Here is a 19,582-nt window from a genome sequence, read left to right on the forward strand (position 1 = left end):
GAAGTCCATTTCTACGAAGTGTGTTCCGCCGAGAAAGTCCCGTCGAAATGAGATTGACCGCGTTATCGGCTCCACGCGTGTTCCAGTGCACAAGCTGGTTCGGTTTCGAATGCGCAACGGCTACAGTTCTATCGCCGTCGGGTTAAGTGCTGGCGCCGGTCGAACCAACGCACCATGAACGGTCTGGGCGTGCGTGACCTTCTGCTCGCGTAAGAATCACGCTCCTAGCTCCACCAGTCCGTCCTCGCGTCGCGCCGGCAGATTCGGTATTCACTGGAGGGCCACCGGGTTGGTTCTAACAGTCGAATAGTCGCAGCGCTGGCATACCTTGTCATGCTTGCCGCGCTGACTTCAGGTGTTGTCAGCGCTGACTGTGCGGGCTCTGCCATCGAGCCGGATCGTATTGCCGTGCGGGACGATCCACTGGGTCTGCTGTGTCCGAATGGCACTCCGATACAGATCACAGCCTCGGAGTCATATCGAGAGACTTGCTCGATTGTCGTGTCGCGCCGAACTGCGCGCAGTCGAGCGTGCTCGCCTGCGAACGGCACGGCCCGCCAGGCTGCCCGCAAGCCGGACCTTAAGCGCACTCGGGCCCGGAATTCGGGGCCAGAAGCAAACGCAGCCGGGCGGAGCGCCCGGATAGCCCGCCCGGATAGTCCGCCCGGTGAGGATTCGCACTTGAGGGCGTCGACCGCAACAAACCCCAGCGGCAGGAAACCCCTGCCACGAGATGTCCTGGCGTGTCGTAGACGACCTGGCGCACGCCTCGACCCCAGGCGGCACCACAGCAGGGTCGAGGCCGTTTGCGGCTCGGTCAAAGGTCGGCGAGCATGCTCACAGGGTTCTCGATGCAGCGTGCGATGTAGGTGAGGAAACCGGCGGCGGTGCCTCCGTCACAGACCCGGTGGTCGAAGACCAGCGACAGCTCGACCACAGTGCGCACCGCGAGGGTGTGATCGACTACCCAGGGGCGCTCGATCATCCGTCCGATGCCCAGAATGGCGGCCTCGGGGTGGTTGATGATCGCGGCTGACCCGTCGACACCCAGAGCACCGAAGTTGTTCAGGGTGAAGGTGCCGCCGCTGAGTCGAGATGGGGGAAACGAGCCATCCGTTGCCTGGGTCACGATACCGGCGATCGCATCCCGGAGTTCGCGGGTGGTCAGTGAGTGGGCGTCGTGCACGACCGGCACCATCAGCCCCCGCGGGGTCTGAGCGGCAAGCCCGAGGTTGATGGCACCGCGTTGGAGGATCTCCTGGCTGGCCGTGTCGACTGAGGAGTTCAACAGCGGAAACCGGCGCAGTCCGGCGACCGTGAACCGGGCGATCAGCGCGGTCACGCTGAAGCGTTCGCCTGTGGCGTCGAAGAGACGGTCCCGCGCGGCGAAGAGCTCGGTGGCGTCCACATCGAGCCAGACGGTTGCCTCGGGGATTTCCCGGCGCGAGGTGGTCATCCGCTCCGACACCACCCTGCGTAGGCCGGTGATCGGGATCCGGATGTCGTCGGTGGGCGCGGCCCGGGTTCCGATAGGCTCCGCCACGGGTGCAGGTTGGGCCAGTGCCGCGGGCTCGACCACCGGTGTGGACTCAACCGCTGCGGCCCGTTCCCGGATTGCCGATTCCACGTCCCGGCGCAGCACCAGCGCGTTGCTCCCACTGCCGATTAGCAGGGTCGCGTCGAGGCCGTTTTCGCGGGCCAGACGCCGCACCAGCGGTGAGACCACGGGGGAGCGGCCGGCCGGGTAAGACGGAGAGGCCGGAGCCGTTACCGGGGTGGCCGGAGTCACCTCGGAGACCGGTTCGACGATTGCCGCGACGACCGGAGCCGCTGAGCCGGGTCGCACGCCGAAGCGCGCAGTGGCAGGGCGCCGCACGGGACCCGTGTTCTCCCTCGTGCCGTAGCCGATGAGCACAGCACCGGATGCCGACCCGTCGACCTCCGCGACCGGAACCCCGGCTGCCATCGCTGCGGGCTTAACAGCAGTCCGAGCGGTCGGCCGTGCGGCGTCGGCCTCGGCGGCATCCGTCACTGTCAGCAGCACCTGCCCGGCGTGAATGATCTGGCCGGCGACCCCGTTCAGGGCCTCGACCACACCGCCGAACGGCGACGGCAACTCCACGATGGACTTGGCCGATTCGACCTCCACCACGGGCTGGTCGATGGTGATGGTGTCGCCCACGGCGACCAGCCAGGAGACGATTTCGGCTTCGGTGAGTCCTTCGCCGAGGTCGGGCAGGATGAAATTCTGACCCATCAGTTCCACTCCCAGGTTCCGAGGGCGGTCAGGATGCGGTCGGGAGTGGGCAGAAAGTATTGCTCGAGCTTGGGGGAGGGATAGGGGATATCGAAACCCGTGATCCGCAGGATCGGCGCTGCCAGGTGGTAGAAGTTGCGCTCGGTCAGCCGGGCGGCGACCTCGGCCCCGTAGCCGCCGAACTGCGCCGCCTCGTGCAGCACAGCGGCGCGGGAGGTCTTCCGCAGGGAGGCGCCCACCGTCTCGTCGTCGAACGGGGAGAGGCTGCGCAGGTCGATCACCTCGATCGAGAGCCCCTCGGCGACGGCCAGCTCGGCCGTCGCGAGGGCCGTTTTCACGGTCGGACCGTAGGCGATCAGCGTGACATCGGTGCCCTCCCGCAGCACGACCGCAGTGGTCATCGGCGCGGTGCGCACAGGCAGGCTGAGCTCGGCTTTGGCCCAGTACCGGCTCTTGGGTTCGAGGAAAATGACCGGGTCGTCACAAGCAATGGCCTCGCGGAGCATTGAATAGGCATCCGCCGGATTCGATGGCGAGACCACCGTGAGGCCGGGCGTGGCCGTCCAGTAGGCCTCGGAGGAATCGGAGTGGTGTTCCACACCCCCGATGTCGCCGGCGTAGGGGATCCGGATCACAAGGGGCAGCTGGATGCGCCCACGGGTGCGGTTGCGCATCTTGGCCACGTGCGAAACGATCTGCTCGAACGCCGGGTAGCTGAACGCGTCGAACTGCATCTCGACCACCGGGCGCAGGCCGTACATGGCCATGCCGATCGCGGTGCCCACAATCCCCGATTCGGCCAGCGGCGAGTCGCTCACGCGGCTCTCCCCGAATTCGGCGTACAGCCCGTCGGTCACACGGAAGACGCCGCCGAGCGGGCCGACATCCTCACCGAACAGGACGACCGTCGGATCGTCGCGCATCGCGTCCTGGATCGCGGCGTTCAACGCCGCTGCCATGGTGAGAGTGACCGGTGCGCGCAGGGGCGTCGGTGCGGTGTCGGGGAGCGTCATGAGTTGACTCCTGAGTGAGCGGCGACGGATGCTGCGACGGCGTGCTCGGCGTGCTCGGCGTGCTCGGCGTGCTCGGCGTGCTCGTCGAGCTCAGCTGCGAGGAAGGCTCGTTGTTCCGCCAGGGCGGCGCGCGGGGTCGAGTAGACGTGGTCGAATAGCTCCAGCGGATCCACTGGCGCGGACCGGGTCATGCATTCGCGGGTGTCCGCCGCCAGATCCTCGGCCTCGGCACGGATGTCCGCACGCTCCGCGTCGCTCAGCGCACCGATCTCGCACAGGTAGGTGTCCAGGCGGGTGATCGGGTCGCGGCGTCGCCAGATCTCCAGATCCCCGGGATCGCGGTAGCGGCTCGGGTCGTCGGAGTTCGTGTGTGCCTCCATCCGATAGGTCAGACCCTCGATCAGGGTCGGGCCGTGGCCGGCGCGGGCGTTCTCCACTGCCGACGAGGTGACCGCGTACATTGCGGCGACGTCGTTGCCGTCCACGAAGTAGCCGGGCATCCCGTAGCCGATGGCCTTGTCGGCGATGGTGCGGCAGCGCATCTGCTTGTCCAGCGGCACGCTGATCGCGTACTGGTTGTTCTGCACCACGAAGACGACCGGGGCCTGCCAGACGGCAGCAAAGTTGAACGCCTCGTGGGCGTCGCCCTCGCTGGTGGCGCCGTCGCCGAGCAGGGTCAGTGCGACGGTGCGCTCCCGTTTCAGCTTGGACGCGGTCGCGAGCCCCACGGCGTGCAGCGCCTGGGTAGCCAGAGGGGTGGCCTGCGGGGCGATCCGGTGGGCGTTCTGGTCGTAGCCGCTGTGCCAGTCCCCGCGGAACGAGGCCAGGATGTGCTCGGGCGGCACGCCGCGGGTCAGTAGGGCGATGCTGTCCCGGTAGGTGGGGAAGAGCCAGTCCTCGGCGCCGAGGGCGGCGACCACGGCGATCTCGCAGGCCTCCTGGCCGAGAGCTGACGGGTACGTCGCCAGGCGTCCCTGCCGGGTCAGCGCGGTGACCTGCACGTCGAACCGGCGGGCGACGACCATGCGCCGGTAGAGATTGAGCAGTGTGGCCGGGTCCGGCAGGTCAAACCCGCCGGCCTCATCAAGTGGCGCGGCGCGACCGGTGTCATCGATCAGGCGGAGGGGACGCGGCGCGGCGAGGGGGCTCTCAACCAGGCTCTCGACATTGAGGCTCATGTCGCAATGGTGGGGCATCTCCGCGCCGCCGACGATGCCCCGGCAACGGATACGAACGATTGGTCCGAAGCGGCGTCGCGCCGGACCATTCGTCCGCGGAAAACGACCGTTCAGCGCCAGCTGTCCGCAGCGCGGGCCGGGGGCAGGCCGGTGATTTCCTCGAGGATGAGGTGGGACCGGGTGGAGATCACGCCGGGCATGCTGTGGATATCGCGCAGGATGGCTTGGCTCAGCTGCTCGTGGTCCGGAGCGCTGACGGTGAGGATGATGTCGATGTCGCCGCTCACGGCCTGAGCTTTTTCGACGAAGGGCAGTTCACTCAGGCGCCGGGCCATCTCGGCCCAGGAGACATCGCCGATCTTGACGATCACGAGGGCGGAGATCCTGAGCCCGAGCGCCCGGCGGTCGATCTGTGCGCCGAATCCAGTGACCACACCGTGACGCACGAGATTCTGCATCCGGGTGTGCGCGGTGGTGCGGGAAATGTGCACGAGCACGGCCAGCTGGCGCATCGACAGGCGGCCGTCGCGACTGAGTTCGGCCACGATCTGCCGGTCGATCGCGTCGAGACCGTCGGGCGTGCCCGGGGCGGCGGGGGCCGAGTGCTGCGTCATTGGAATCCTCAGGCTGGGGAAACCCTCAGACTACCGCGAGCCCAGGCGACTACCGCATCGCGCGCAGGTAGTGGTTCTTGGGCCAGTGGCGCAGCCGGCGCGGAAGCCGGGGATAGACACGTATGGTCAGCCGGATCAGCCGGTCGAAGCGGCGCTGCGCCCCCACGGTCCAGGGCAGGTCGAACAGTTCCCGCACCGAGCAGGGGAGCAGTCCGACGGTCACGAACCGGCCCAGTGGCATCATCAGCCGCAGCCAGAGCGGCCCGGTGCGGGGATGCAGCAGCTGGCGTGCCACGGCGCGCGTGGCGGCATCCGTCTGCAACTCGCCGACACGTCGGTCCCAGTAGGCGGCGAAGGCGGCCCGGTTGGGCGGCCACAGCTCCGCGGGCATCTGCAACGCCGTGCCCAGCACGGCGTACTCCCGGTAGAGCGCGTCCGCCGTGGCTCCGTCGAGCGGGCCGTAGACCAGCTCCCGCATGGTCATGGCGGAGTCATACAGGGTCGCCGCCACCCAGAGCTGCAGTTCTGGGGTGAAGGCGGTGTAAGCCGGACGAGCCTCGGTGGCCAAGCCCGACACCGGGGCGTGGGCGTGATCGACCCTGCGTCGTGCCCGGGCAGCCTCCTCCGGCGTTCCGAACACGACCGCGTACACGTAGGTCAGGGTGCCGCGCAGCCGATCGAGCGGTCGGGAGGCGAAGTCGCTGTGGTGCGCAATTCCGTGGCCGATCGCCGGGTCGGCGATCTGCAGGAGGATGGACCGCCCGCCGGCGGCGATCAGCACGGCCTCGCCGGCCATGTCCCTCATCTGCATGCGCGCCTCCCCGCTCGAAGACCGATTGTAACGCCGCCAGCGGTGAAGCGGATGGGCGCTTCGCCGCGGTAGCTGCCGGCAGGTTAGCCTGGACCGGTGATCTCTGGCCGACGACACCCGGCCCCAGCCCGCCGCCTGGCGGCGCTCGCCGCCATGGCCCTGCTGGCCCTCACCCTCTCCGGCTGCACCGCGGCGCGCGGAACAGACGCGAAAAGCGGCACCGCCGCCCCGCTCGGGCCCGGCTGGTCGGCCGGCCCCGTTGCCGAAGACGCCACTCGCCGCCTGGCCGCCATGTCCCTGACCGAGAAGGTCGCCAGCCTACTGATGCTGCACCAGCCGGGAACAGATGCGGCCGAGCTGCGCACCTTCGCCGGGGCGAACGGCCTCGGTGGACTCATCCTGATGGGTGACAACGTGCCGGTCTCCCCGGAAGAAATGCGGGCAATGACGGATGCCCTCAGTCCCGACCCGGAACTCCCGCTGCTCATCGGCATCGACCAGGAGGGCGGCGAGGTCTCCCCGCTGCCCGCCGACCTGGCGCCCGGGGCTGCCCAGCTGCAGACGCTTCCCGCACCGGCCACAGAAGACGCCTTTCGCAGTCGGTCGACCCTGCTCCAGTCCGTCGGCGTGAGTGTCAACTTCGGCATCGTCGCCGACGTCACGGCCGACCCGAGCTCGTTCCTGGCCGGCCGGGTGCTCGGCACCGACCCGGCGTCGGCATCCGCCCGGGTGGCTGCGGCGGTCACCGGTGAGCGTGCGCGGGTTCTGAGCACGCTCAAGCACTTCCCCGGTCACGGGGCGGCGCCGGGGGACTCGCACCGAAGCATCCCGTCGACTCCGCTTGGCTATCAGGACTGGCTGACCCGTGAGGCGCCTTCGTTTCAATCCGGAATCGAGGCTGGCGCGGCGCTGATCATGTTCGGCCACCTGGCCTACCCGAGCGTCGATCCGCGTCCGGCGAGCCTGTCGCCGGCCTGGCACGAGATCCTCCGCACCGAACTCGGTTTCGACGGCGTCACGATTACCGACGATCTGCTGATGCTCCAGGACTTCGGCCTGCCGGAGTACGCCGACCCGGCCGAGAACGGGATCGCCGCCCTGGCAGCGGGCAACACCATGCTGCTCTCCGTTCTGCCGGCGAATCCCGCGCGGTACGGCACCGATGTCACAGTTCTGATCGGCAGAATCGTCGAAGCGGTCGATACCGGGCGGCTCACGCTGGAGCAGATCGATGATGCTGCCTACAAGCTCCTGGTGCTGCGCGGCCGGGCCGCCCTCAGCGCATCCCAGGAGTGAACCCCAAATCCAGATTGTGCAGCGAACCGCACCGAGTAGGAACTCATGGATGCCGGCACACTCTAATCACGCATTCTCGTCTTCGTCGGAGGCACCGGAGTGTCCTCAGCTGGGTGTCACCAAAGTCATGACCCAGTCCATCGGGCGCCCGGTCAGCTCTCAGTCCGCTAGCCCTCTGCCGTGCCGACGAAGTACGCCGTGACGACTTCGCGGGTGGTGAGCGGATCTCCCCCCGAAATAGGCGCGACGCGCACCGTCCATCGGGGGCCTGACCGATCGATGCCGTCTGCGCTCTCCGCCCAGACCGCCCCATCTTCCGTGCACGAGTAGGTGCCGTACCAGGCGGGGTGCTCGGTCAGGTCGTTCCAAACGCCACCGCTGCGAATCAGGCAGCGGTCCCCGTCGCTGAGCAACAGCCCGAGCGGTCGCGCCTGCTCGGGCGCGGTGGCCGCCGGCAGGCTCCCGGTGCTCGGCAGGCGCACCACCGCCGTGGTCCACGGGTCGCGGTAGCAGGCCACAAAGCCGGGCGCCGCATCCTGCCAGCACGCTACGGCGAACGCGCTCGACGGTGTGCAGGCGTGGATGTTGTCGTCGACGGCGACTGCGGACGGCCGATCATCGAACGACGCGCTGCCACAGTCGAGCGTGACGGTCGTCTCCTCGGTGACGGTGAAGCCCGCGGCAGGCAGACCGCCCTCGGTGATGGGGCGCATTACCACGCTCTCGGTTGCCGTTGCCGAAGCAGAGGAGGGCGACGAAGGGGCCGGGGGCGCGCATCCGGCGAGCAGGGCGATCAGCAGACCCAGGGGGAGCAAAAACCGTGAGCGCATTTCAGCCCTCCGTTCCACCCATGCACCAGCCCCTGAGCGACCGACGGTACCCTCGGCCCCGGAGGCAGTCAAGGGATTCCGGCAGGAGCGGCCGGACCACTGTCGAAAAGAACTCTCCCCGATTCGGAATATTTCACTTTCCTATGCGCTTGCATGAATGTGAGGACGAGAATCCACCGTTCCGCGAATTGAGGAGAACCCATGACTCAGACCACCGCAGCGAGCATACCCGGCTACAAGGCCGGAACCTGGACCATCGACCCGACCCACAGTGAGGTCGGTTTCAGCATCCGCCACCTCATGATCAGCAAGGTCAAGGGCACGTTCGAGAAGTTCGACGCGACCTTCGTTACCGGCGAGAACCCGCTCGACTCCTCCGTCACGGCCACGGCCCAGGTCGTGACGATCGACACCAACCAGGCGGACCGCGACGGCCACCTGCGCACCGGCGATTTCTTCGACGCCGAGACCTATCCGACCATCAACTTCGTCTCTACCGGCGTGCGTCAGGTCGAGGACGACTTCCTCGTCGACGGCAACCTCACCATCAAGGGCGTCACCAAGCCCGTAACCTTCGACTTCGAGTTCGGCGGCTTCGGCACCGACCCGTACGGCAACTACAAGGCCGGCGCCACGGCGAAGACCGAGGTCACCCGCGCCGACTTCGGCCTCACCTATAACGCGGCCCTTGAGACCGGCGGAATGCTGCTCGGCGAAAAGGTCATCATCACCATCGAACTTCAGGCCGCGCTCAACCAGGCGTAGTCGTCCCCGCGCAGAGGTCTGCGCAGGGTGGATAATAAACACGAGAGGGACCCCACGAGAGTGAGGTCCCTCTCGTGTCGACCTTTGGTCAGGGTACCGACGCGGCCGCTCCGATCCTCTACACCCCGGGGTATTGGTCGTGAATGAGAGACCACGCTGCTCGGGCCGAGCGCAGGCGTTCGGGGCCAGAAACGCGGGCGCTCCCTTTCGATCCGACGGGCATATTGTGCACCTCGGACATCATCGGCTATTCGCCCTTGATCTCCTCACGCACCCGTCGTAGGTCCTCCATCAGGGATCCGATCAGGATCCAGTGCTGCGGATGAGGCGTCGCAATGATCAGGGGGGCGGTCAGGGTGGGTGGTTCCTGCGGCAGGCTGACCTGCTGGACGCCGGGGTGGTCCACCTGTTCGGCGAGGAGCCTCAGGTCATGGGCGGCACGGCTCAGCTCGACAGTGATCGCGAGCACCGTGGGCTCGAGGTGCAGGGAATGGTCGTAGTGGTCGCGCAGGGACCGGGTCATGCCGATCGCGCGTGCGACGAGCGAGGTCAGCCGGGCGAAGAGCTCCTCGTCGATGTCGAGGAGACGCCGGTTCACCGCGTGCCGCGGGTTGAGAGTGAGGCTCTCCTCGGCCTGCTTGAGCGCCTGATCCGCCTTGGCGAGCATGGGGCGCAGCAGACGCACCTTAATCATCATCTCTTCGATCTGGCTGGCCTTCTGCGGAAACCGCAGGGCGTCGACGATCCGGTCGAGGGTGTCCGCGATCTCGTAGGCAAGTCGGATCACAGCCGCGTGCGCCGGACGAAGAAGCACTGGCGGCACGATCAGGGCGTTGACGAGGAGTGCGGCCGCCGCCCCGATGATGGTTTCGACGATGCGGTCCCGCGCGTACTCAGCCGTAGCCGTGCCGATTGTGAGTAGGAGCATGGCGCTGATCGGAATTTGGCTCGCCGAGCTGGGGGCCAGCCGAAGCGCCCACGCCAGCATGATGCAGAACACGATGGCCAGGAGAACGACCCAGCTGGACTGGCCGAATGCGACACCGACGCCATAGGCGATGATGACCCCGCCGATAACACCCAGGCTGCGTTCGACCGCGCGACCGAGGGTCTGGTTGATGTTCGGCTGCACCACCAGCAGGGCGGCGATCGCGGCGAAGACGGGCAGCTGCTCCGTGTCCAGTAGCAGTTGCGACAGGATCCAGCCGAGGGCGACGGCCACGGATGTCTTCACTGCCTGGAGCAGAGGAATCCGGCTTGTGGATCGCAGCCGGGTGTTGATTCTCACTTGCCTAGGGTAGTCGAATGCGTGGGCGAGTCGTATGCACAGGCTCGTCGGACCGGTGCCGGTGCCGGCGCCGTTGAAACCCTGCGTGCTAGGGCAGGTCGTCGTCGGTGCGGGCACCGAACACGATTTCGTCCCAGCTGGGCATCGAGGCCCGCCCGCGCTTGCCATGACCCGACGCTCGCGGAGTCGCGGCCGGTGATTGACCCCCGGCGGCCTGGGCAGACCAGGCGTTGCGGGGGGCCTCGGTCGGCGGGGCGGCGAGAGCCGAGGGAGCGGCGTGGGGTTCCGCGGCGGCCTCGACCGGCTGGTTCACCAGACGGATGCCCGGGGCCGGGCTGGTGCTGGCGGGGTTGCTGTGGCTGGAGTGGCTCTCGACGTGGTTGCTTTCGAAAGCGGCGGCTTCGCGCTCCCCGCGGCGGCGGCGCAGTGACGCCAGCAGGTCGGCCGTCTCGCTCAGGCTCTGCGGCGGTTCGTCGGCGCGCTTGATGGCTGCACGGGACACGGCATCCGTCGTGCCGGCCGACCGGGAATACGGCACCGGGTCCAGAAGCGGCGCCGTATCGTGCAACGTCTCCTCGGACAGTGATTCCTTGAAGGTGAAGGCGCCGCTGTCGAAGCGGGACACATCGGCGAGGCTGGTCTCGGCGCCGACGGCCCGCAGCCGCGGGATCAGGGCACCCTTCAGTTCACCCTGCTGCGACAAGGCGATGGCTTCACTGCCGACCGGAGAGAGCGAGTTCTTCTTGGGTTCGAAGCCCCACCGGGCGTCGTGGTCGATGTCATCGGCGGTGAAGGCCAGTTTGACGATCCAGCCGGCGCCGGGTTCCTTCCAGCTGGCCCAGCGCTCGTTCGTGGCGCCGAGCGAGGCCAGACGCTCACGGATGACGGTGCCGAAGGTGGCGCCGCCCTCGATCGGGTCGAGGTCGATGGCGGTGTGCACCGGCACGCTCAGCGCGCAGGAGACCATGTAGTCGCGTTCGGCGACGACCGGGCCCTCGAAGCGGCGCACAAAATCGAGGGACGCACCCGTGACCGCGGCGACGTCCTCGGCGGACATGCCGGCACGGATGTGCGCCTGCACTTCCCGGGGACTCAGCTTCGGCCCCGACGCTGGTTCCACCTGGGCCTGGCGAAGCCGGGACTGGAGAACTTCGTCGATGGGGATCCTGAATCGGTCTCCCTCTTCAGACGCTGCGAGCAACGCACCGCTCTCGACTCCAATAACTTTCAATTCCTGCATGTTGAAAGCCCTTTCGCCATCACTAGTGCGCCTAAGACTGCCATGTAAAGAGTGAATCTTCGGGGAATACGCCGGGCGTGCCGCAAGTTGATGACTGTGCCGAGCAAATGACGCGGCGTGTAGTTTGCTATTCCGCCCGGATTGTTGGAAACTATGGCCGCCGAAATCCTTTCTCGGCGTAACTGAATGGATGGGTATGGCAACCGATTACGACGCACCACGGAAGACCGAAGACGACTCAGAGTCGATTGAGGCCCTCAAGGAGCGCGTACCCGACAAGATGTCCGGTGTCGTAGATGTCGACGACTCGGACAACCCCGGTGGTTTCGACCTTCCCGGCGCTGATCTGTCCGACCTCGACCTCGATGTCGTCGTTCTGCCTCCGCAGGCGGACGAGTTCACCTGCGTGGAGTGCTTCCTGGTGAAGCACCGTTCGCAGATGTCGCACGAGACCAAGCTCGGCCTGGTATGCCTGGAGTGCGACTCCTAAACGCGCTCAATCATGTGATGCTGGCCGTCGCGATCCATTGATCGCGGCGGCCAATTTCTGTGGGCGCCGCGTCGACACCAGCCAATACGGCGCCGGATCCGTCGCATCCACGATCGGGATTCGCACGACGGGCCGAATCCACCCGCGGATGAGCAGCCAGGCCCGGGCGTCGAGCCGTTGGCCACGTTCCAGGGCGGCCTCATCTCCGTCGAAGGGCAAAACCTCGCCGACCAGATCGATCGATATGCTCGCGCGCCCGGCGGTGAGCTCACCGCCCCGCACCTGCACCACCGGTGCCGACAAGAGCAGCGCCAGAACGCAAGCGGCGTACAGACCGGCGGCCAGCAGCACCCCGGCCAGCATCGAAATCGGTGCGAACACGAGGATGCTGGCAGGAATGATGAGCGCAGTCGCCACATAAGGTGCGGGAGAGGCCCAGAGTTTTTCGCGATATTCAGGCATGGGTCTATTCGATCAGACTTCTGCACTAGCCTCGACACGTGGCAGAAAGCGTCGAAGTCCTGATTACCGCGTCCATCCTCCCGAGCTACGCGCACCCGGGTGACGCGGGAGCGGACCTTCATTCCTCCCAGGCTCTAGTCTTGGCCCCCGGCGAACGAGCACTGGTCGGCACGGGCGTGGCGATCGCCCTGCCCGACGGTTTCGCGGCATTCGTCGTGCCCCGCAGCGGTCTCGCGTCCAAGCACGGCATCACGATCGTGAACGCGCCGGGCACCGTCGACGCCGGGTATCGTGGCGAGATCAAGGTGACGCTGCTCAACACCGACCAGACCACGCCCCATGCGATCGCGATCGGCGACCGCATCGCCCAGATCATCATCATGCCCGTCAGTCGGGCCACGTTTATTCCCGTGGATCGGCTGCCCGGCAGCCAGCGCGGGGTTGGCGGATTCGGGTCCACCGGCCTGAGCCGGAACATCAGCACGGGCACCTCAACGTCAGGAGACAACCAGTGAGCGACACCGCGAACCCGGAGGAGAACCCGGACGAGACGGCCAAGTCGGCGCCGGGCGATCGTGCGACCGAGGGTCCCCTCGACGAAGCCGAAGCCAACCCGGTGCGGCCCTACGTGGACCTCGGCGGGGTCAAGATCCTCCCGCGTGAGGGGCTTCACCTACGGTTGGAGATCGAAGAGGGCAGCAAGCGGGTCGTGGCGATCGGGCTCGACTACGCCGGCTCCACCCTCCAGGTACAGCCGTTCGCCGCGCCCCGCTCAAGTGGCCTGTGGAACGAAATCCGCGCCCAGATCGCCGATCAGATCGGCAAGCAGGGCGGAACGACGACTCTGCGCGAAGGCCCGTTCGGCCCCGAATTGGTGGCCGAGATCCCCGTGGCCGCGGGTCAGGGATCCGACGGAACGAGCAGGCTGGCCCGCTTCATCGGAGTCGACGGCCCGCGCTGGTTCCTGCGCGGCGTGATTGCCGGCGAGGGTGCCATCAACACCGACGCCGCGACCGAGATCGAAAACCTGTTCCGCAGCATCGTCGTGGTGCGCGGATCCGCCCCGATGCCGCCGCGTGACCTCATTCCGCTGCGGATGCCGGCCACCCCCGCCACTGCGGCCGAGCCGGGCCAGTCCTGAAGAACGCCGGGATGACGGACGCACCACTCCCCGATGAGGCCCGCGAGCCCGACGCATCAGAGAACGCGCCTGACTCGCCCGTGCCGGCCGCGTTCGCCGACGGTATGGCGGCGGCGGCCCGGCGGGCCGGCTTCACGCCGGCGGCCGAGGGTGATCCGATCAGCGGGCGCGCCCTGCTGGCCGCGATGGGCGGCATCCGTGGACTGGTCGAGGCCCTGCTGCCCGGACTCGTCTTCCTGATCACCTACACCTTCACCCGGCAGTTTTTTCCCGAGCAGTCGCTGGTGCTGTCCCTTGTTGTGCCGGTGCTGATCGGCGTCGTTTTCATCGTTCTGCGCCGGATTAGCCGCCAAACGGTGACGCCTGCCGTCGGCGGCCTGGTGGCACTGATCGTCAGCGCCGTGCTCGCCCTGTTCACTGGCCGCGCCGAAGTCTTCTTTTTGCCCGGATTCTGGACCAATGGACTGTACGGCGGAGCCCTCTTCATCTCGGCGGTCGTCGGCTGGCCGCTGATCGGGCTGGCTGTCGGATTCCTGATGGGCGAGGGAATCGCCTGGCGGTCGAACCGGTCCAGGCGTCGGGTGCTGACCATTCTCACGCTCTGCTGGGCGGGCTTGTTCGCCCTGCGCCTGGCTGTTCAGCTTCCCCTCTACTACTCCGGAAACGTGGAGTGGCTCGGCGCCGTCAAGCTCCTGATGGGGATTCCGCTCTACGCGCCACTCCTGGTGATCTCGTGGCTGGTGGTCCGGGCGGTCTACCGCGCCGACGACCGGGAGACCGACGACGCAGCGGGTCGCCGGCCCGAATAAATTCACCGCGATTCCGCGACACCCGCCGGAAATAGGCGCGGGAAACGCGGTGGCACCGCTAGAGTTATCTCTACGTCAAGATAGTTCGGCGTTGGACATCGTCCGCACGTGGCATCCGCCGGTTAGGTTACCCTTGCTGGCAGGGGCAGGCGTCTGGTCGTCAGGATTGAGGATTGCGGACGGTTTCGCCGTCGGTTTCCACGAAGGAGAGGGCATCGTGTCGGCGCTTAATAATGCGGTCGTAAACAGTTTTGGAGCCAAGGACACCCTGCGGGTCGGGTCGACGGACTACGAGGTCTTTCGTCTCGACGCGGTAACGGGCTACGAGAGGCTTCCGTTCAGCCTGAAAGTGCTGCTGGAGAACCTCCTTCGCACCGAGGACGGCGCCAACATCACCGAGGCCCACATTCGCGCCCTGGGTGAGTGGGTCCCAACGGCGGAACCCGACACCGAGATCCAGTTCACCCCTGGCCGCGTCGTTATGCAGGACTTCACCGGCGTGCCGTGCATCGTCGACCTCGCCACCATGCGCGAGGCCGTCGCCGAACTCGGCGGCGACCCGAAGAAGATCAACCCGCTGGCTCCGGCCGAGCTGGTCATCGACCACTCCGTCATCGCCGACCTGTTCGGAACCGCGGACGCCCTCGAGCGCAACGTGGAGATCGAGTACGAGCGCAATGGTGAGCGGTACCAGTTCCTGCGCTGGGGCCAGACCGCGTTCAACGATTTCAAGGTCGTGCCGCCCGGAACCGGCATTGTGCACCAGGTCAATCTGGAGTATCTGGCCCGCGTCACGATGACCCGCACCGTGCCGGACGCGGAGGGCAACGACGTGCTTCAGGCCTACCCCGACACCTGCGTGGGAACCGACTCGCACACGACCATGGTCAACGGCCTCGGCGTGCTCGCCTGGGGTGTGGGCGGCATCGAAGCCGAGGCAGCCATGCTCGGCCAGTCCATCTCGATGCTCATTCCCAAGGTGGTCGGCTTCAAGCTCAACGGCTCCATCCCGACCGGCGTCACCGCGACGGATGTCGTGCTCACCATCACCCAGATTCTGCGCAAGCACGGCGTGGTCGGTAAGTTCGTCGAGTTCTACGGCGCGGGTGTCTCGCAGGTTCCGCTGGCCAACCGGGCCACGATCGGCAACATGAGCCCGGAGTTCGGATCCACGGCCGCGATGTTCCCGATCGACGACGTCACCCTCGACTACCTGCGCCTGACGGGTCGCAGCGACGAGCAGGTTGCACTCGTCGAGGCCTACTCGAAGCTGCAGGGCCTGTGGCACGATGCCGACAAGGAGCCCGTCTTCAGCGAGTACCTCGAGCTCGACCTGGGCACCGTCGTGCCGTCGATTGCCGGCCCGAAGCGCCCGCAAGACCGCGTCATCCTCACCGAGGCGAAGTCGCAGTTCGAACTTGACCTGCAGAGCTACGCGACGCAGGACTGGACTGTTGTGGACGCGGCCGTCGAGGCCTCTTTCCCTGCTTCAGACCCGATCGGCTTCACCGCCGAGGACGAGAACCTTGACCACAAGGCCTCACACAACCACGTGAGCCACGCTCCGATCAGCGTGTCCAGGCCCGTCGCGATCACCACGCAGGACGGCGCGAACTACACGCTCGACCACGGAGCGGTCGCTGTCGCGGCCATCACCTCGTGCACGAACACGTCCAATCCGAGTGTCATGCTCGCCGCGGGCCTGCTCGCCCGAAACGCCGTCAGGAAGGGCCTCACGAGCAAGCCGTGGGTCAAGACCACCCTGGCTCCGGGCTCGAAGGTCGTCACCGACTACTACGAGAAGGCCGGCCTCACCGGCGACCTCGAGGCCCTCGGCTTCTACACCGTCGGCTACGGCTGCACGGTCTGCATCGGCAACACCGGCCCTCTCATCGACGAGGTCACGACCGCGATCAACGACAACGACCTGGCCGTCACCGCGGTGCTCTCAGGCAACCGCAACTTCGAGGGTCGGATCAGCCCCGACGTCAAGATGAACTACTTGGCCAGCCCGCCGCTGGTCATCGCTTACGCCCTCGCAGGCTCGATGAACTTCGACTTCGAGACGGATGCGCTCGGCATCGGCAGCGACGGCAACGAGGTGTTCCTCAAGGACATCTGGCCCGACTCCGCCGAGGTGCAGTCCACGATCGACGGCTCGATCGACACCGGCATGTTCACGAAGCAGTACGGCCATGTCTTCGAGGGCGACGAGCGCTGGCGCGGCCTGCCGACACCGGACAGCGAGGTCTTCGAGTGGGACCCTGAGTCCACGTATGTGCGGAAGCCCCCATACTTCGACGGCATGACCATGGAGACCACCCCGGTGGTCGACATTGTCGGTGCCCGTGTGCTGGCCAAACTGGGCGACTCGGTCACGACCGACCACATCAGCCCTGCTGGTTCGATCAAGGCCGATAGCCCGGCCGGCGCCTACCTGCTGGAGCACGGCGTCGAACGGGGCGACTTCAACTCCTACGGCTCGCGCCGCGGCAACCACGAGATCATGATCCGCGGCACATTCGCGAACATCCGTCTCCGCAACCAGCTGCTGGACGGAGTCGAGGGTGGCTACACCCGCGACTTCACCGTTGACGGGGCTCCGCAGGCGTTCATCTATGACGCTTCGCAGAACTACCAGGCCGCCGGCACGCCGCTGGTCATCTTCGGTGGCAAGGAATACGGTTCGGGTTCGTCCCGCGACTGGGCCGCGAAGGGCACCAGCCTCCTCGGGGTGAAGGCCGTCATCACGGAGAGCTTCGAACGCATCCACCGTTCGAACCTGATCGGGATGGGCGTCGTGCCTCTGCAGTTCCCGGCCGGCCAGAGCTGGGCGTCACTTGGACTGGACGGCACGGAGGTCGTCACAATCGAGGGTCTCGTCGAGCTGAACAGCGGGGTCACCCCGAAGACGGTGCGCGTCACGGCGGCGCCGAGTGCGCAGTCTGCCGCCGGCAAGGCCACAGTCGAGTTCGACGCGGTCGTCCGCATCGACACCCCGGGTGAGGCCGATTACTACCGCAACGGCGGCATCCTGCAGTACGTCCTGCGTTCGCTGGTCGCCTAGCACGCAGGAGCCTTTAGGCCAGCTACCGAAACCGGCGCGTAGACTCGGCTTGACCGAATCTATGCGCCGGTTTTCTGGTGGCGGATAGCGCAACGTGAAAGGTGTTATCGATGGCGCTACTGGACACGATCTTCGGGCCGAGAGATCTGGATCGCCTCTCGATGGAACAGCTCGTCCAGCTCGCGGCCGAGGTGCGGGCGTTCCTCGTTCGGGAAGTCTCCAAGACCGGCGGGCACCTTGGTCCCAACCTCGGCGTGGTCGAGCTGACCATCGCTTTGCACCGGGTCTTCGAATCCCCGCGTGACGCCATTGTCTTCGATACCGGACATCAGGCCTACGTGCACAAGCTGCTCACCGGGCGCCAGGACTTCAGCCTCCTCCGCCAGGCCGGCGGCCTGGCCGGCTACCCGCAGCGGCGCGAGTCCGAGCACGACATCGTGGAGAGTTCCCACGCCTCCAGCTCGTTGTCCTGGGCTGACGGCATCTCCCGAGCCTTCGAGATGACCGGGCAGAGCGACCGCCATGTGATCGCGGTCGTCGGCGACGGCTCCCTGACCGGGGGCATGACCTGGGAAGCCCTCAACAACATCAGCGACGACAACACCCGTCGCCTGATCATCATCGTGAATGACAACGGCCGCTCCTACGCGCCCACCATCGGCGGCATGGCCCGCTTCCTGAACACCGTGCGCACCCGACAGGCTTACCACAGTGCCTATCTGACCAGCCGTCAGGCCTTCGAACGGATGGGCGCGCCCGCCCGGGCGTTCTTCCGCGGCGTGCGCGGCGGCATGCACGGCTTCCTCGCCCGGTTCTCCAACAACGAGGCGCTCTACTCCAACCTCGACATCAAGTACATCGGTCCGATCGACGGCCACGACATGGCGGCGATGGTCGAGGCGCTCCATCAGGCCAAGGGCTACGGCGCGCCGGTGATCGTGCACGCGATCACCCAGAAGGGTAAGGGATACGACCCGGCCGTTCAGGACACCGCCGACCAGTTCCATGCGGTCGGCCAGATCGACCCGGAAACAGGGGAGTCCACCGAATCCGCCGGCGCACCCTCCTGGACGTCGGTGTTCGCCGACGAGCTGCTGCGCCTTGCCACACTCGATCCGAAGATCGTGGGCATCACCGCGGCCATGCTCCGTCCCACCGGCCTGCACAAGATGGCCGAGAGATTCCCCGCCCGGGTGCACGACGTGGGCATCGCCGAGCAGCACGCCGTCACCAGTGCCGCCGGCCTCGCCTTCGGCGGCCTGCACCCGGTCGTCGCGCTCTACGCCACCTTCATCAACCGAGCGTTCGACCAAGTCCTGATGGATGTCGCCCTGCACAAGGCCGGCGTCACATTCGTGCTCGACCGGGCCGGGGTGACCGGGCCCGACGGTCCCAGCCATCACGGCATCTGGGACCTGGCGATCCTTCAGGTCGTCCCCGGGATCCGCCTCGCGGCACCTCGGGACTCGGTGCGCCTGGCAGAGGAGCTCGAAGAGGCCGTGGCCGTCGACGACGCGCCCACTGTGCTGCGCTTTCCCAAGGGCAGCGTGAGCGCCCCAATCGACGCCGTGCGCCGCCTGGGCGACGGCGTAGACGTGCTCTTGGAATCAGCCCAGAAAGACGTGCTGATCGTCACCGTCGGGCCGATGGCCACGATCGGTCTCGATGTGGCGGACCGGCTCGCAGCCCAGGGCATCGGAGCCACCGTCGTCGACCCGCGCTGGGTCGTCCCGGTACCGCGGAGCATCGTGGCCCTGGCCGCGGAGTACCGCATCGTCGTGACCATCGAGGACGGCGTCCGGGTCGGCGGCGTCGGCACCCGTGTCCGTCAAGATCTGCGTGAAGCCGGCGTGGACACGGCGGTCACCGAACTGGGGCTGCCCGACGAATTCCTCGACCACGGCACCCGCGCCGAGATCCTCGACCGTGTTGGGCTGACCCCGCAGCGCATCGCCCGCGATGTCGTCGCAATGGTGCTCGGCAGCAAGATCCCGCATGCGCGGCCCCTGCCGGCGGACCGCGCCGACACCGCCAGCATCCCGGCAAACCTTCAGCAGGATTAGGCGATTCCCGATCGAATGGTTGTGTCGTTTCCGGAAGGCTGGGGCTGAGATCACCGCGTGATCGCTGTTCATCACAGGCGGGGTGCCATGCCCGGCGTCGAGCCAATTCGACGGAGATTCTGGGGGAAAACCGCTTTCTCGGGGGTTTGTGGGCCAAATCCGGCAGAATCTCCGTCGAATTCGTTCAGGGCAGAGTTGCTGGCCGGGCCGGGCCCGGACTCGGATAGGGCGTGGAATGCACGTTCTGCCCACATCGAG

The 19,582-nt window shown here is 66.9% G+C and carries 17 protein-coding genes; 8 read left to right on the forward strand and 9 right to left on the reverse strand.

Translation table 11 applies throughout. From position 1 onward, the window contains the following. Nucleotides 1-817 precede the first annotated feature (817 nt). The 5 genes from E3T25_RS00210 to E3T25_RS00230 all read right to left on the reverse strand — a co-directional run bounded on the left by E3T25_RS00210 (nucleotide 818) and on the right by E3T25_RS00230 (nucleotide 5,873). On the reverse strand, nucleotides 818-2,257 hold the full coding sequence (locus E3T25_RS00210; RefSeq protein WP_134371473.1) for a dihydrolipoamide acetyltransferase family protein: 1,440 nt from the start codon (nucleotides 2,255-2,257) through the stop codon (nucleotides 818-820). Then, nucleotides 2,257-3,270 carry an alpha-ketoacid dehydrogenase subunit beta gene (locus tag E3T25_RS00215; protein WP_134343468.1) on the reverse strand — a complete coding sequence of 338 codons (1,014 nt, stop codon included), beginning with the start codon at nucleotides 3,268-3,270 and terminating at the stop codon, nucleotides 2,257-2,259. Before E3T25_RS00215 ends, E3T25_RS00210 begins: the two co-directional genes overlap by 1 nt. After that, nucleotides 3,267-4,448, reverse strand: a complete 1,182-nt coding sequence (gene pdhA, locus E3T25_RS00220; RefSeq protein ID WP_134371475.1) for a pyruvate dehydrogenase (acetyl-transferring) E1 component subunit alpha — start codon at nucleotides 4,446-4,448, stop codon at nucleotides 3,267-3,269. The genes E3T25_RS00215 and pdhA overlap by 4 nt, the downstream gene beginning before the upstream one ends. Before the next feature lie 110 nt (nucleotides 4,449-4,558). Further along, nucleotides 4,559-5,062 (reverse strand): Lrp/AsnC family transcriptional regulator, encoded by a 504-nt coding sequence (locus E3T25_RS00225; protein WP_134371477.1) that lies wholly within the window; start codon nucleotides 5,060-5,062, stop codon nucleotides 4,559-4,561. 49 nt (nucleotides 5,063-5,111) lie between these two features. Further along, nucleotides 5,112-5,873 carry an oxygenase MpaB family protein gene (locus E3T25_RS00230; RefSeq protein WP_241976868.1) on the reverse strand — a complete coding sequence of 254 codons (762 nt, stop codon included), beginning with the start codon at nucleotides 5,871-5,873 and terminating at the stop codon, nucleotides 5,112-5,114. Nucleotides 5,874-5,969: 96 nt separating this feature from the next. Here E3T25_RS00230 and E3T25_RS00235 point away from each other — a divergent pair, with 96 nt between their 5' ends. After that, complete coding sequence (locus E3T25_RS00235; protein WP_241980488.1) at nucleotides 5,970-7,169, forward strand: glycoside hydrolase family 3 N-terminal domain-containing protein; 1,200 nt, start codon at nucleotides 5,970-5,972, stop codon at nucleotides 7,167-7,169. Nucleotides 7,170-7,336: 167 nt separating this feature from the next. Here the strand turns inward: E3T25_RS00235 and E3T25_RS00240 are convergent, their stop codons facing one another. Next, nucleotides 7,337-7,882, reverse strand: a complete 546-nt coding sequence (locus E3T25_RS00240) for a hypothetical protein (RefSeq protein ID WP_134512235.1) — start codon at nucleotides 7,880-7,882, stop codon at nucleotides 7,337-7,339. A gap of 318 nt (nucleotides 7,883-8,200) precedes the next feature. Between E3T25_RS00240 and E3T25_RS00245 the strand changes: the two genes are divergently transcribed. Next, complete coding sequence (locus E3T25_RS00245) at nucleotides 8,201-8,764, forward strand: YceI family protein (protein WP_134371481.1); 564 nt, start codon at nucleotides 8,201-8,203, stop codon at nucleotides 8,762-8,764. 247 nt (nucleotides 8,765-9,011) lie between these two features. On the opposite strand, the gene E3T25_RS00250 is transcribed toward E3T25_RS00245, so the two are convergent. After that, nucleotides 9,012-10,052, reverse strand: coding sequence for an FUSC family protein (locus tag E3T25_RS00250; RefSeq protein ID WP_166785109.1), 1,041 nt, complete (start codon nucleotides 10,050-10,052; stop codon nucleotides 9,012-9,014). Between the two features lie 88 nt (nucleotides 10,053-10,140). After that, nucleotides 10,141-11,292 carry a septation protein SepH gene (sepH, locus tag E3T25_RS00255; protein ID WP_134371485.1) on the reverse strand — a complete coding sequence of 384 codons (1,152 nt, stop codon included), beginning with the start codon at nucleotides 11,290-11,292 and terminating at the stop codon, nucleotides 10,141-10,143. A gap of 196 nt (nucleotides 11,293-11,488) precedes the next feature. On the opposite strand from sepH, the gene E3T25_RS00260 reads away from it, so the two are divergent. Beyond that, nucleotides 11,489-11,782: a DUF4193 domain-containing protein gene (locus tag E3T25_RS00260; protein ID WP_104099606.1), complete on the forward strand. Its 294-nt coding sequence runs from the start codon at nucleotides 11,489-11,491 to the stop codon at nucleotides 11,780-11,782. A gap of 6 nt (nucleotides 11,783-11,788) precedes the next feature. Here E3T25_RS00260 and E3T25_RS00265 read toward each other — a convergent pair whose 3' ends face one another. Beyond that, nucleotides 11,789-12,244: a DUF3093 domain-containing protein gene (locus E3T25_RS00265; protein WP_104099607.1), complete on the reverse strand. Its 456-nt coding sequence runs from the start codon at nucleotides 12,242-12,244 to the stop codon at nucleotides 11,789-11,791. Between the two features lie 38 nt (nucleotides 12,245-12,282). On the opposite strand from E3T25_RS00265, the gene dut reads away from it, so the two are divergent. From dut to dxs, 5 genes are all read left to right on the forward strand, one after another. After that, nucleotides 12,283-12,759: a dUTP diphosphatase gene (gene dut, locus E3T25_RS00270; protein ID WP_104099608.1), complete on the forward strand. Its 477-nt coding sequence runs from the start codon at nucleotides 12,283-12,285 to the stop codon at nucleotides 12,757-12,759. Then, nucleotides 12,756-13,385, forward strand: coding sequence for a DUF3710 domain-containing protein (locus tag E3T25_RS00275; RefSeq protein ID WP_104099609.1), 630 nt, complete (start codon nucleotides 12,756-12,758; stop codon nucleotides 13,383-13,385). The genes dut and E3T25_RS00275 overlap by 4 nt, the downstream gene beginning before the upstream one ends. Before the next feature lie 11 nt (nucleotides 13,386-13,396). Then, nucleotides 13,397-14,194 (forward strand): DUF3159 domain-containing protein, encoded by a 798-nt coding sequence (locus E3T25_RS00280; protein ID WP_134371487.1) that lies wholly within the window; start codon nucleotides 13,397-13,399, stop codon nucleotides 14,192-14,194. 217 nt (nucleotides 14,195-14,411) lie between these two features. Continuing rightward, nucleotides 14,412-17,261: an aconitate hydratase AcnA gene (gene acnA, locus E3T25_RS00285; protein ID WP_104099628.1), complete on the forward strand. Its 2,850-nt coding sequence runs from the start codon at nucleotides 14,412-14,414 to the stop codon at nucleotides 17,259-17,261. A gap of 110 nt (nucleotides 17,262-17,371) precedes the next feature. Further along, nucleotides 17,372-19,324, forward strand: a complete 1,953-nt coding sequence (gene dxs, locus E3T25_RS00290; protein WP_104099611.1) for a 1-deoxy-D-xylulose-5-phosphate synthase — start codon at nucleotides 17,372-17,374, stop codon at nucleotides 19,322-19,324. The last annotated feature ends 258 nt before the right edge of the window (nucleotides 19,325-19,582 follow it).

This window comes from Cryobacterium sandaracinum (assembly GCF_004403415.1).
GTDB lineage: Bacteria > Actinomycetota > Actinomycetes > Actinomycetales > Microbacteriaceae > Cryobacterium > Cryobacterium sandaracinum.